This window comes from Burkholderia sp. R-40, from assembly GCF_049942845.1.
Classification (GTDB): Bacteria; Pseudomonadota; Gammaproteobacteria; order Burkholderiales; family Burkholderiaceae; genus Burkholderia; species Burkholderia ambifaria.
In genome coordinates, this window is the sequence record NZ_CP187967.1 from 2,159,658 (window position 1) to 2,173,035 (window position 13,378).

The window sequence follows — 13,378 nt, forward strand, 5'->3', positions numbered from 1 at the left end:
GGCCGCGATGCTGCACCGCATCGCGGCCGGCAAAGGCGGGCCGGCGCGTTTTTGAGTATGATTTTCCCATTCCTCAGACGGAGTTTTGCCATGTCCACTCTCGACGCGACGGCGCCGTCCGCCGCCGACCAAGGCGACGCATCGCTCGTCAGCCTGCCCTGGATCAAGCAGCTGGTGTCGATGGACACGACGAGCCGCGTGCCGAACCTCGGCCTGATCGAAGCAGTGCGCGACGCGCTGGCCGCGAAGGGCATCGAGTCGACGCTCACGCACGATCCGCGCGAAGGCTGGGCCAACCTGTTCGCGACCGTGCCCGCGCACGACGGCTCGACCGACGGCGGCATCGTGCTGTCGGGGCACACCGACGTCGTGCCGGTCGACGGCCAGCAGTGGGACAGCAACCCGTTCGCGCCGGAAATCCGCGATGGCCGCCTGTACGGCCGCGGCACCTGCGACATGAAGGGCTTCATCGGCGCGGCGCTCGCGCTGCTGCCCGAGATGCAGGCGACGAAGCTCGCGAAGCCGATTCATTTCGCGCTGTCCTACGACGAGGAAATCGGCTGCGCGGGCGCACCGCTGCTGATCGCCGATCTCGTCAAGCGCGGCGTGAAGCCGTCCGGCTGCATCGTCGGCGAGCCGACCAGCATGCGGCCGATCATCGCGCACAAGGGCATCAACGCGTACCGCTGCTGCGTGCGCGGTCACGCAGCTCACTCGTCGCTGACGCCGAAGGGCCTGAACGCGATCGAATACGCGGCGCGCCTCATCTGCCACATCCGCGACATCGCCGAGCGCTTCCGTGCCGAAGGCCCGTTCGACGAGCTGTACGACGTACCGTTCACGACCGCGCAAACGAGCACGATCCAGGGCGGCAACGCGATCAACACGGTGCCGGCCGAATGCCGGTTCGACTTCGAGTTCCGCAACCTGCCGACGCTCGATCCCGAGCAGATCTTCACGCGCATCGAAGCGTATGCGCAGGAAACGCTGCTGCCGCAGATGCTGCGCGAACATCCGAACGCGGCGATCGAGTTCTCGAAGATCGCGGCGGCACCCGGCCTCGACGCGACGGAACAGGCCGCGATCACGCAGCTCGTGCGCGCGCTGACGGCCGACCAGGACAAGCGCAAGGTCGCATACGGCACCGAGGCCGGCCTGTTCGAACGCGCGGGCATCCCGAGCGTCGTATGCGGGCCCGGCAACATCGAGCAGGCGCACAAGCCGAACGAATATGTCGAGCTCGCGCAGCTCGCCGCCTGCGAGCAGTTCCTGCGCAAGTTCATCCGCAGCATGTCGGTCGACGCACACTGACTGCCCCCCGCCACGCCGGCCTGCGTGTGCGGGCCGGCCCCACCCCGCCACCCGCCACGTCATGTCGACTGAACAACAGGGCACCGCCCATACGACGATCGACGGCGAGCCGATTCCGACGCTCGACGAAATCGCCGCGCAGCATTTCGCGTTGTCACCGTGGGTCGCGCGCACGCCGGTGTTCGAGCGCGCCAATCTGCCATCTCTCGAGGGCACGCACGTCAACTTCAAGTTCGAGCTGCTGCAGGCGAGCGGCAGCTTCAAGGCGCGCGGTGCGTTCACGCACCTGCTGGCACTCGACGAAGCGCGCAAGAACGCCGGCGTCACGTGTGTGTCGGCCGGCAACCATGCGGCGGCCGTCGCGTATGCGGCGATGCGGCTCGGCAGCAGTGCGAAGGTCGTGATGTTCCATACCGCGAGCCCGACGCGCATCGCACAGTGCAAGCAGTACCGCGCGGAAGTCGTGCTGGCCGGCAGCGCGTCGCAGGCATTCGACGTCGTGCGGCGGATCGAGGCCGAGGAAGGCCGCTTCTTCATCCATCCGTTCAACGGTTACCACACGATTCTCGGCACCGCGACGCTCGGCTACGAATGGGCGACGCAGACGCCCGATCTCGACGCGGTGATCGTGCCGATCGGCGGCGGCGGGCTCGCGGCCGGCATGGCGACCGCGCTGCGGCTCGCGAATCCGCGCGTGCATGTGTACGGCGTCGAGCCGGAAGGCGCCGACGCGATGTGCCGCAGCTTCGCGGCGAATCACACGATCAAGATGAGCGCGATGCAGACCATCGCCGATTCGCTGATGGCGCCGCACACCGAGGAATACAGCTACCAGCTGTGCCGGCGCCACATCGACCGCATCGTCACGGTGTCCGACGACGCGCTGCGCGCGGCGATGCTGTTCCTGTTCTCGCACCTGAAGCTGGCGGTCGAACCGGCGTGCGCGGCGGCGCTCGCGGCGCTGCTCGGGCCGCTGCGCGAGACGCTGCAGGGCAAGCGCGTCGGCGTACTGCTGTCGGGCACGAATACCGACCCCGCGACACTCGGCATGCATCTCGCGCACGCGAAACTGCAGCACTGAAGCTGCGCATGGCGCTGCGGGTTATCCCCAGTTTATGTTGACAGCCCTGTTGATAACCCGCCGGGCAAGCACGCAAGTGGTTGAGCGCGCAGCGTTTTACAAGCGCGAAGCGTGCCGGACGCGAAATAGGCAGATGACACCGCCGACGCACGTGGGTTGACGCACGGCGACACGCAAAAAAAAAACGGGCGCCCGAAGGCGCCCGTCGCATGCGAATCATCCGCGTATCGCTTACTTGTTTTCGAACATGTCCATGATCTGCTGCTTCTCCTGCTGCGTGACGGGCGGCGGCGCAAGCCCGGCCGCGCCGGCCGAGCCGAGTGCGTCGTTCGCGCTGATCGCGTTCTCGGCCGGGTTGATGTCCACGCTCCCGACGAAGCCGTTGCCCGGCGTGCGATCGGCGTAGTACAGCTCGCCGTCGACCGTCGTCAGGCCGTCCGGCATCGGCATCTGCTGCTCGGGCACGCCGTTCAGCGCGGTGCGCATGTAGTTCACCCAGATCGGCAGCGCGAGCTGCGCGCCGAATTCGCGGCTGCCGAGGCTCTTCGGCTGGTCGAAGCCCATCCACGCGACCGCGACGAGCGACTGCTGGTAGCCGGCGAACCAGCCGTCCTTCGCATCGTTCGTCGTACCCGTCTTGCCCTGCAGGTCGCCGCGGCCGAGCGCGTTGGTGCCCGCGCCCGTGCCGGCCGTCGCGACCGTATGCAGCAGGCTGTTCATCACGTACGCGTTGCGGCCTTCGATCGTGCGCGGCGCCGTGCTGCCGGCGACCACCGGCTGCGACCGCTGCAGCGCCTGTCCGTGCGCGTCGTCGACTTCGGCGATCAGATACGGATCGACCTTGTAGCCGCCGTTCGCAAACACCGCATAGCCAGTCGCGAGCTGCAGCGGCGTGACGAGCCCTGCACCGAGCGCCATCGGCAGGTACGGCGGCGTCTTCGCCGGATCGAAGCCGAAGCGCTGCGTCACGTACTGCTGCGCGTACTGCGTGCCGATCGACGCGAGAATCCGGATCGACACGAGGTTCTTCGAACGCTGCAGGCCGGTACGCATCGACATCGGGCCGTCCGGCTGGTCGTCGTCCTTCGGCTCCCACGCGGTGCCGCCCGGCACGCTCGGCGGGAAGTACAGCGGTGCATCGTTGATGATCGTCGCCGGTCCGAGGCCCTTGTCGAGCGACGCCGAATAAATGAACGGCTTGAACGACGAACCCGGCTGGCGCCACGCCTGCGTCACGTGGTTGAACTTGCTCTTGTTGAAGTCGAAGCCGCCGACGAGCGAGCGGATCGCCCCGTCCTGCGGCGCGATCGCGACGAGCGCGCCTTCGACCTGCGGCAGCTGCACGACCTGCCAGCCCGTCTTGCCATCCTTCAGCACGCGCACGATCGAACCCGGCTTGATCCGCAGCGTGGCGTTCGCGCGCTGATTCAGCGCGCCCGACACGAAGCGCAGCCCGGCCGGGCCGATCGTCGTCGTCGCACCGCCGACGAACTGCACCTCGACCGCATTCGGCGACGCCGCCAGCACCACCGCAGACTGCAAATCTCCGTTGTCCGGATGATCGGCGAGCGCGTCGTCGATCGCCTCGTCGCGCTCGTCGCCGGCCGCCGGCAGGTTGATCGAGGCTTCCGGCCCGCGATAACCGTGGCGGCGCTCGTAATCGAGAATGCCGCGACGCACGGCCTGGTACGCCGCTTCCTGGTCGGCCGAGTTGATCGTCGTCGTGACGGTCAGCCCGCGCGTATAGGTTTCGTCCTTGTACTGCTGGTACATCATCTGCCGCACCATCTCGGACACGTATTCGCCGTGCACCGCATACTGGTTGCCCGGCGTGCGCACGCGGATCTCCTCCTTCACCGCCTGGTCGTACTGCGGCTGCGTGATGTAGCCGATCTCGAGCATGCGCTTCAGGATGTATTCCTGGCGCACCTTCGCGCGCTTCGGATTGACGACCGGGTTATACGCGGACGGCGCCTTCGGCAGCCCCGCGAGCATCGCCGCTTCGGCGAGCGTGATGTCCTTCAGGTCCTTGCCGAAATACACGCGCGCGGCGGCCGCGAAGCCGTACGAGCGCTGGCCCAGGTAGATCTGGTTCATGTACAGCTCGAGGATCTGGTCCTTCGTCAGCGCCTTCTCGATCTTGTACGCGAGCAGCATCTCGTAGATCTTGCGCGTGTAGGTCTTTTCGCTCGACAGGAAGAAGTTGCGCGCGACCTGCATCGTGATCGTGCTCGCGCCCTGGCGCGCGCCGCCGTGCATCAGGTCGGCCACGCCCGCGCGCAGGATGCCGAGGAAGTCGACGCCGCCGTGTTCGTAGAAGCGGTAGTCCTCGATCGCGAGCACGGCCTTCTTCATCACGTCGGGAATGTCCTGGAAGCGCACGAGGCTGCGGCGCTCCTCGCCGAACTCGCCGATCAGCACGTGATCGGCGGTAAACACGCGCAACGGCACCTTCGGCTGGTAGTTGGTCAGCGCATCGAGCGACGGCAGTTGCGGTGCCATCACGACGAGTGCATAGCCGACGATCAGCGCGCCGACGACCGCGAGCGTCGCGAACAGTCCGACGAACCACAGCGCGACGCGCGAGCCGAACGAGCGGCGGCCGCCGCCCCCGCCTCCGCGGCGCTGCGTGCGGCGATCGTCGTCGCCGTTGTCGTCATCGGGGTAGTAGGCTCCCGACGGCGAACGGCGCAATGTGTAGTGAGGTTCGTTCCGGTCGGAAGAAGAAGGCGGTCGTTTGATAATTGGCATGTCGGAATGGCAGGCGGCGTGGCGCCCTCGGACGCATGCGGAAATGCAAGCGGATGAATCAGAGTGTGGTGCATCGTGGCAACTGTCACGTCGACAGACCCCGCCGCGCGGCGATCCGTTCCCGCGACGTGACAGCGCATTTTAATGAAATCGACCGGTTGACTTCGCGATTTTTTGTAAAAATTCCCGCACGGCCGGGATTTACGGAACGTATTGGCCGCATGCTCCGCCTATCATGGACACGCGGCCCGCCGCGTGCCGCGGCGTTGCTTTCAAACGCGAAAGGTTCGAATACTGCGCACGCATCGCGCTTGAACTCCGGCGCTTAAGCCGTATTTAAGGAGCCGGCGGTGTAATATCCGCCGGCTCACGCGGGTCGGAACCGATTCGCGACGGGTACTGCCGCTCACGCGGCACCTTTCAACCACGGAGGATTTCATGTCGCTTTTCGACTCTATTTCGCGCACGATCAAAGGCCTGCTGAACGATGCGGCCGACTCGGTACAGGATCCGTCGCGCGACGCACGGCAGATCGTGCGGGAGCTCGACGACAGCATCGGCCGTGCCGAGAATTCGCTGATCGAGATCGAGGCACAAGTCGCGACCCAGCGCAGCAAGCGCGATGCGGCCGACGACAAGGTGAAGAAGTACGAAGACGGCGCGAAGCGCGCGCTGCAGGCCGGCGACGAAGCACTCGCACGCGAGGCGCTCGCCGCGCAATCGAACGCCGAAGCCGAGCGCGATGCACTCGCGGCCGAGCTGACGACGCTCGAACCGTCGGTCGACAAGCTGAAGGGGCAGATCGCCGACATGCGCCAGCGCCGCAACGACCTGAACTCGCGCTCGAACATCCTGCAGGCGAAGCATGAAATCGCGCAGGCAAAGGACGTCGCGGCAACCGCGCTCGGCGGCATCGGCGGCAAGAACCTGTCCGAGGATTTCCAGAAGCTCGAGGACAAGGTCGCGCTGCAGAACGCGCGCTCGGACGCACGCCTGAACTCGGCCGACACGTCGAGCGGCAAGGCGCTCGAGGACAAGCTCGCCGCGCTGAACAAGGGCCCGTCGGTGGAAGACCGCCTCGCCGCGCTGAAGAAGCAGCTCGACACGCCCGCGCAGTAACGGCAACCGCGCCGCGGCCCGCCCGGCTCGCGGCGCGCATCGATCGTCAGGAGACGGGCGCTCGCGCCCGGTTCGACCATGAAGAAATCTCTCGCCGCACTCGGCTTCTCGCTGATGCTGCTGTCGTCCGCGGCATTCGCAGTCCCGTCGCTGCAGCAAGTCGAGCAGTCGATCGCACAACGCGACTGGCAGCGCGCCGACTCTCAGCTGTCGCAAGTCATCGACGCCCACCCGAACAACGCGCATGCGCACTACCTGTACGCCCAGGTGCTGGACCGCGAAGGCCGCGCGTCGGACGCGCTCGCGCAACTGCAGCGGGCGAAGTCGCTCGATCCGCAACTGCGCTTCACCGATGCGTCGCGCTTCGCGCAGACCGAATCCCGCATTCGCGCGGACGCCGCGCGCGTGAGCGGCAACACACCGTCGGCCACGCAGGCCGGCTCGTTGCAGTCGTCGCTCGCACCGGCCGCGCCGGTCGCGAAACACGGTCCGTCGACCGGCATGTGGATCGGCATCGCGCTGATCGTCGCACTCATCGCGCTGGTGCTGCGCTGGACGCTGCGGCGCGCGCGCTCGGCCGACGACGGTCGCGCCGACGACGAACGCCGCACGCAATTGAAGCGCGCGACCGACGTGCTGAACGACATTCGTCCGCTGAAACTCGACGCGAAGCTGTCGACGGCGCCCGGCGCCGCCGCGCTCACCGGCGAGCTCGAAGGCATCGAGACCGATGCACGCACGCTCGTCGAAACGCTGTCGAACGGCAAGAACCCGGTGCCGCCGTATCGCATCGACGAACTCGAGCAGCGGCATGCGAGCGTGAAGGCACGCGTCGAAGGCCGCCCCGATCCGGCCGCGCAGCCCGCCGCGCCGGCGAATGGCAACGGCTCCGTGTATGCGCAGGAAGCCGATCGCATGACCGGCACGCAAGGCCAGCCGTATCAGCAACCGCCATACCCGCAACAGCCGTATCCGCCGCAACCGTATCCGCAGCAGCAGCCGCCCGTCGTGGTCCAGCAAGGCGGTGGTTTCGCCGGCGGGATGGGCGGGCTGCTGACCGGCGTGCTGCTCGGCGAAGCGATGTCGGGCGGGCGCGAGCGCGTGGTCGAGCGCGACGTGATCGTCGACGACCAGCGCCGGCGCCAGGAGAACAACGATCCGGGCTTCGACTTCGGTCGCGGCGACGATTCGAACTGGAGCGACGGCAACGGCGGCGGCGGTGTCGATCTCGGCAGCAACGACGACGGCTGGACCGACGACAACACCTGAGCATTCGCACGCGGGCGTCGACGCATCGCGCGACGCCCACCTCTCACGCCGCGCTTCCTTTCATTCCCACTCGCGCCGGCCGCCGGATCGCCGGCCGCCCGATCGCCGGCCGCCCGATCGCCGGCCGCGGATTTGTCAATCATTTCAAGATGGGCTACCGGCAATGGGGCACGTTCGCTATCATGCGGCCATCGGCGTGCCTCCGATCCCATCCGACGTTTCGCAGCCCTGCGCGTCGCGGCACGCCTTCCCCTAGCCTCAATCAGGAGAAAGCCGCTCATGAGCATAATCAAGGAATTCAAGGAATTCGCCGTCAAAGGCAACGTGATGGATCTCGCCGTCGGCGTGATCATCGGCGGCGCGTTCTCGAAGATCGTCGACTCGGTCGTGAAAGACCTCATCATGCCGGTGATCGGCGTGCTGACCGGCGGTCTGGATTTCTCGAACAAGTTCGTTCTGCTCGGCACCATCCCCCCGACGTTCAAGGGTAATCCCGATTCATTCAAGGACCTGCAGGCCGCGGGCGTCGCCGCATTCGGCTACGGCTCGTTCATCACCGTGGCGATCAACTTCGTGATCCTTGCGTTCATCATTTTCCTGATGGTGAAATTCATCAACAAGCTGCGCAAGCCGGAAGAAGCCGCGCCGGCCGCGACGCCGGAAGACATCGTGCTGCTGCGCGAGATCCGCGATTCGCTCAAGCAACGCTGAGCACCGCGCCACGCTGCATCTGCCGGGCCCGCAAAATGCGGGCCTTTTTCATGCGCGTGCCGCGCGCATGCGTGCGCCGCGCGCCGCCGCGCGACGCTTATCTCACTTTTTTGTGACGCGCGAATGCACGCGCGGGAAAAGCAGGTCTATGATGGAGACTAAACGACAGTACGGGCGCCGAGACGCTGGCTGTGTCGATCATCGTGGCAAGCGGGTCGACGGGAGACATTGATCGTCGTACCGCACGAGTGCAGCATTTTCGTGTGCTATAAAGGATCGACATGCGGCGTACATAGCCGGGAGTGGGTCGCATGAAAGTGCCGCATTTCTTGCAATTGTTTTTGAGGCGAGTGTTTATGTCCTTCCCGAAAAAACGTCGACGCGCGCAGCAGGATGGCCAGGAGTCATTCCTCGCGGTATTGCGCCATTCGAAACCGTTTGCGCAGCTCGACACCAAGATTGCCCGCGCCCGTGCGCAGGACGAACCCGTCCTCTATGCGCATGTGCTGCCCGGCCTCGACGTGCTCCTGTGCAGCGTGCGCGGCGCACAGCCGCCCTATCCGGCCATCGCCGAACTGCGCAAGCGCTGCATGGAATCGATCGCCAACGCGCTCGAACAGCCGCTCGACGGCCTCGAGAACGGCGGATATTGGTACGAGGCGAACGGCTTCGGCTTCCTCGTGTTCGCGAGCCGCGCCCGCGCGCGCATCCTGCCCGAATTTGGTGCAGGCACGAAGGCAAGCCTGCGCGGCGGCCTCGGACGCCAGAACGCCGGCGACACGACACCGCGCTCCCTCGGCTGAACCGACACCGACACGATGGGCCGCCTCCGGGCGGCCCATCGGCCATTCAGGCTTCCCGCTTCACCGCCGCCACGCGCTCACTGCGCCGTCCCGCGCCCGTTGCCGGGCCGGACGATGTCGATGAACGCGGCGAAATCGGCGCCGGCGAGGCCCTGCGCAGCACCCAGCCGCAGCACCTGCTGCACCGTGGCCGACACGGGCATCACCGCGCCCGTGTCGCGCGCGGCGTCGGCGATCGCATCGACATCCTTCTGGAACGTGCTCAGTGCACCCATCGGCGGGTGGCCGCCTGACGTCATGCGCGGTACGAAGGTCTGCAGCAGCACGGAGTCGGCCCAGCCGCCCGCCAGTGCGTCGGCCAGACGCGCGGCATCGATGCCGCTCGCCTGCGCCAGGCCGACCGCTTCCGCGATCGCGGTCACCGTCGCGGTGACGATCGCCTGGTTGCACAGCTTCGCGGTCTGGCCTGCACCGGCGTCGCCCATGTGCGTGATGCGCGACGCGTACGCGTCGATCAACGGCCGCACCGCGTCGAGGTCGGCCGCGCCGCCGCCCGCCATCACCGCGAGCGTACCGGCCTGCGCGCCGGGCACGCCGCCCGACACGGGCGCGTCGATCCAGCCGACGCCGAGCGCGGCTGCGCGCGCCGCATAGTCGCGCGTCGTGGCAGGCGGAATGCTCGAATGATCGACGATGCGCTTCAAGCGGCGTGCGTTCGCATCGCCGGCAAGCAGCCCGTGCTCGCCGAACGTGACATCGCCGACCGCACGGCCGTCGAGCACGCACATGAACACCGTATCGACGCGCTCGGCCAGTTCGCGCGGCGTGTCGACCACCTGCGCGCCATCCTTTTCAAGCGCCTCGGCCTTGCCGCGCGTCCGGTTCCATACGCTGACCCTGTGGCCTGCCACCAGCAAATGCCGAATCATCGGCGCGCCCATCAACCCCGGTCCGCAAAATCCGACTTCCACGATATTCCCGTCTCCAATTGAGGTTGCACTTGCCGCCCATCATACCTATCACTCAAGAAGCCGGACACGCGCGGCGCCGCTTCGGCGCCGCCACTTTCGCCGGCCATACCGACCACATACCGACACACCAGGGAGCGCATCATGAGCGACCACGTCTACAAGCTGATCGAACTGACCGGCTCGTCGCGGCAATCGTGCGACGACGCCATCCGCAACGCGATCTCGAAAGCCGGCAAGACGCTGCACAACCTGCACTGGTTCCAGGTGACCGAAACACGCGGCCACATCGAAGGCGATCAGGTCATCCACTGGCAGGTCACGCTGAAAGTCGGCATGCGCATCGACGACTGACGCACCGCGCGCGGTGCCCTGACCACCGGATGCGTGCAATGCGCATCCGCGCGGCGCCGCGCCCGCCTGCATGACGCCCCGTTCGGGCCCCGTGTCGAGGCCCGGCCGGCGGGCGTCTGCGGGTATCCATCTCTTGACGCTGGTTTTCGTTCATATTAAAAACCATATACCCCCACGCCCCCTCGATCAGCCCGTACATATAAACGGAGATATCATGAGTCAGCAACGCGAGGCGATCGACACGTACCTCTTGCGCGTCTTGCACACCTTGTTGATGGAGCGCAGCGTCACGCGCGCGGCCGTCAAACTGAACCAGTCGCAACCGGCGATCAGCGCCGCGCTGCGGCGCCTGCGCGACATCACCGGCGACCCGCTCCTCGTGCGCGGCAAGTCCGGCATGGTGCCGACCGAATACGGGCTGCGCCTGCTCGAACCGGTGCAGAACGCACTGCGTGAAATCGAGCGCATCAAGTTCCAGCAGCACAATTTCGACCCGGCCACGTCGATCCGCTGCTACCGGATCGGCTGCCCCGACTACCTGAACGTGCTGTTCGTGCCGACCGTCGTCGAACGCTTTCGCCAGGCCGCGCCGAATGCGACGCTCGAGTTCCACTCGCTCGGCCCCGCGTTCGACTACGAGCTCGCGCTGGAAGACGGCAAGCTCGACATCGTCGTCGGCAACTGGCCCGAGCCGCCCGAACAGCTGCACCTGTCGAACCTGTTCGTCGACGAAATCGTCTGCCTGATGAGCAACACGCATCCGTTCGCGAAGCGCGGCGGGCTCACGCTCGACCAGTACCTGAACGCGCCGCATCTCGCGCCGACGCCGTACTCGGTCGGCCAGCGCGGCGCGATCGACGTGCACCTCGCGCGCGAGCGGCTCAAGCGCCACGTGGTCGTCACGCTGCCGTACTTCAACCTCGCGCCGTACGTGCTGGTGAAGTCCGACCTGATATTCACGACGACGCGCCTGTTCGCCGATCATTACGCGAAGTTCCTGCCGCTGTCGGTCGTGCCGGCGCCGCTCGACTTCCCGCCGATGCAGTACTACCAGCTGTGGCACGAACGCTGCCACTATTCCGACGAAGTGCGCTGGCTGCGCAGCCTCGTCGCCGAAGCGACCCGCACGCTGATCGAGGCTTGATCGCGCCCGGCGCGCGCCGGTCAGGCCGTCGCGGTACGGCCTGGCGGCCGCAACCACCGCCGCGCGCCTCATCCGCGGCGCGCGGCGCGAGCCCCGCGCCCGTGCGTCAGCGCGACGCCTCCACGAGGGCGTGCGCAAGAGCGTTGTGGCGCTCGATGACGGGCGGCAGGTCGAGCGTCGCGAGCCGCCCTTCCCGCACCACCACCTTCCCGTTCACCACCGTGTACGCCGTCTGCGACGGCGAGCAGAACACGAGCGCCGCGACCGGATCGTGCAGCGCGCCCGCGAACAGCGGCTGGCGCAGGTCGAACGCGGCGAAGTCCGCGGCCATGCCGGGCTTCAGCGCGCCGATATCGTCGCGATTCAGCACCTTCGCGCCACCGAGCGTCGCGATCTCGAGCGCTTCCCGCGCGGTCATCGCATCGGGCCCGAAGCCGACCCGCTGCAGCAGCAGCGCCTGCCGCACTTCCGCGACCATCTGCGCGCCGTCGTTCGACGCGGAGCCGTCGACGCCGATCCCGACCGGCACGCCCGCGAGACGCATCTTCTTCACCGGCGCGATGCCCGACGCGAGCCGCATGTTCGAACACGGACAGTGCGCGACGCCGGTGCCGGTGCGCGCGAACAGGCCGATGCCCGCATCGTCGAGCTGCACGCAGTGCGCGTGCCACACGTCGTGGCCCACCCAGCCGAGATCTTCCGCGTATTCGGCCGGCGTCATCCCGAACTTCTCGCGGCTGTACGCGATGTCGTTGACGTTCTCGGCCAGGTGCGTGTGCAACGACACGCCGTAGTCGCGGGCCAGCACGGCCGCGTCGCGCATCAGGCCGCGGCTCACCGAGAACGGCGAGCACGGCGCGACGACCACGCGCAGCATCGCGTAGCGGCCTTCGTCGTGATAGGTCTCGATCAGGCGCTGCGCGTCGCGCAGGATGTCGGGCTCGCGCTCGACGACCGAGTCGGGCGGCAGCCCGCCGTCGCGCTGGCCGACGCTCATCGCGCCGCGGCTCGCGTGAAACCGCATGCCGATCCGCTGCGCGGCGCCGATGCTGTCGTCGAGCCGGCTGCCGTTCGGGTAGATGTACAGGTGGTCGCTCGACGTCGTGCAGCCCGATTGCAGCAGCTCGGCCATCGCGGTCAGCGTCGACACCTCGATCATCTCGGGCGTCAGGTGCGCCCAGATCCGGTACAGGTTCGTGAGCCACCCGAACAGCTCGGCGTTCTGCGCGGCCGGCACCGCGCGCGTGAGGCTCTGGTACATGTGATGGTGCGTGTTCACGAGCCCCGGGATCACCAGGTGACCACGCAGGTCGAGCACTTCGTCGGCGCTATCCGGCAGCTCGGCGCTCGGGCCGACCGCGACGATCCGGTTGTCTTCGATATAGAGCCCCGCGTCGCGCAGTTCGCGGCGCGTGTCGTCCATGGTCACGAGCACGTCGGCGTGCTTGACCAGCAGGGTTTTCGGGCGGGATGAGGATGGCTGTGGCGCGCGTGCGCCGGCGTGCTGCTCGAGGTTCATGCGTTCTCCGCGTCGTTCTGCCGCCGGGAGCCGCTCCCGGTGACGTTCACAAAGCCGTTCGAACGCTGATTCGCGGCACGCCCCGGTGCCTGCGTCCGTTCGAACGCGCTGGCCCGGTTACCCGGCGTGCACGCCGTCTTCGGGGTGCGCGCGGGCTCACGGCCCGACGCGCACGGCGGCAGCATCGCCCAAGCGCGCGCCGCGCACAATGCGCGATCCCGAATACCGCGCTTCACGGTTTCGATATGGTACGCCGCGCAGGGGGCGCCAAGCCCCGGAATCGCAGGCTGCGGGCCGCTTCCGGCGTGCCGTCGACAGCGGTTCATGCGCGGCGCATTATCTTCGATA

Annotated in this window: 11 protein-coding genes; 8 read left to right on the forward strand and 3 right to left on the reverse strand. The window is 67.3% G+C overall.

Annotation, left to right across the window (positions count from 1 at the left end; genetic code table 11):
* Positions 1 to 90 precede the first annotated feature (90 nt).
* Together argE and ACP26O_RS09985 are read left to right on the forward strand one after the other, a co-directional pair.
* Entirely contained in the window at positions 91 to 1,311 is a 1,221-nt protein-coding gene (gene argE, locus ACP26O_RS09980) for an acetylornithine deacetylase (protein ID WP_175664872.1), read from the forward strand.
* Between the two features lie 61 nt (positions 1,312 to 1,372).
* Positions 1,373 to 2,392, forward strand: coding sequence for a threonine/serine dehydratase (locus ACP26O_RS09985; protein ID WP_175664873.1), 1,020 nt, complete (start codon positions 1,373 to 1,375; stop codon positions 2,390 to 2,392).
* A 231-nt stretch (positions 2,393 to 2,623) separates the two neighbouring features.
* On the opposite strand, the gene ACP26O_RS09990 is transcribed toward ACP26O_RS09985, so the two are convergent.
* On the reverse strand, positions 2,624 to 5,143 hold the full coding sequence (locus ACP26O_RS09990) for a penicillin-binding protein 1A (RefSeq protein ID WP_175664874.1): 2,520 nt from the start codon (positions 5,141 to 5,143) through the stop codon (positions 2,624 to 2,626).
* Positions 5,144 to 5,581: 438 nt separating this feature from the next.
* Between ACP26O_RS09990 and ACP26O_RS09995 the strand changes: the two genes are divergently transcribed.
* The 4 genes from ACP26O_RS09995 (at position 5,582) to ACP26O_RS10010 (ending at position 9,045) form a co-directional block, all read left to right on the forward strand.
* Complete coding sequence (locus ACP26O_RS09995; RefSeq protein ID WP_012364094.1) at positions 5,582 to 6,262, forward strand: PspA/IM30 family protein; 681 nt, start codon at positions 5,582 to 5,584, stop codon at positions 6,260 to 6,262.
* A 78-nt stretch (positions 6,263 to 6,340) separates the two neighbouring features.
* On the forward strand, positions 6,341 to 7,531 hold the full coding sequence (locus ACP26O_RS10000) for a tetratricopeptide repeat protein (protein ID WP_175664875.1): 1,191 nt from the start codon (positions 6,341 to 6,343) through the stop codon (positions 7,529 to 7,531).
* A 279-nt stretch (positions 7,532 to 7,810) separates the two neighbouring features.
* On the forward strand, positions 7,811 to 8,242 hold the full coding sequence (gene mscL / locus ACP26O_RS10005; RefSeq protein WP_006760677.1) for a large conductance mechanosensitive channel protein MscL: 432 nt from the start codon (positions 7,811 to 7,813) through the stop codon (positions 8,240 to 8,242).
* Between the two features lie 356 nt (positions 8,243 to 8,598).
* Positions 8,599 to 9,045 (forward strand): hypothetical protein, encoded by a 447-nt coding sequence (locus ACP26O_RS10010; protein WP_175656186.1) that lies wholly within the window; start codon positions 8,599 to 8,601, stop codon positions 9,043 to 9,045.
* Between the two features lie 77 nt (positions 9,046 to 9,122).
* On the opposite strand, the gene ACP26O_RS10015 is transcribed toward ACP26O_RS10010, so the two are convergent.
* On the reverse strand, positions 9,123 to 10,016 hold the full coding sequence (locus ACP26O_RS10015) for an NAD(P)-dependent oxidoreductase (RefSeq protein WP_175664876.1): 894 nt from the start codon (positions 10,014 to 10,016) through the stop codon (positions 9,123 to 9,125).
* A gap of 141 nt (positions 10,017 to 10,157) precedes the next feature.
* Here ACP26O_RS10015 and ACP26O_RS10020 point away from each other — a divergent pair, with 141 nt between their 5' ends.
* The gene (locus ACP26O_RS10020; protein WP_006755984.1) at positions 10,158 to 10,367 is read left to right on the forward strand and encodes a dodecin; all 210 of its coding nucleotides are present in this window, start codon (positions 10,158 to 10,160) and stop codon (positions 10,365 to 10,367) included.
* Positions 10,368 to 10,581: 214 nt separating this feature from the next.
* The gene (locus ACP26O_RS10025; protein ID WP_006762467.1) at positions 10,582 to 11,511 is read left to right on the forward strand and encodes a LysR substrate-binding domain-containing protein; all 930 of its coding nucleotides are present in this window, start codon (positions 10,582 to 10,584) and stop codon (positions 11,509 to 11,511) included.
* Between the two features lie 106 nt (positions 11,512 to 11,617).
* On the opposite strand, the gene ACP26O_RS10030 is transcribed toward ACP26O_RS10025, so the two are convergent.
* Positions 11,618 to 13,030: an 8-oxoguanine deaminase gene (locus tag ACP26O_RS10030; RefSeq protein ID WP_175664877.1), complete on the reverse strand. Its 1,413-nt coding sequence runs from the start codon at positions 13,028 to 13,030 to the stop codon at positions 11,618 to 11,620.
* Between the last annotated feature and the right edge of the window lie 348 nt (positions 13,031 to 13,378).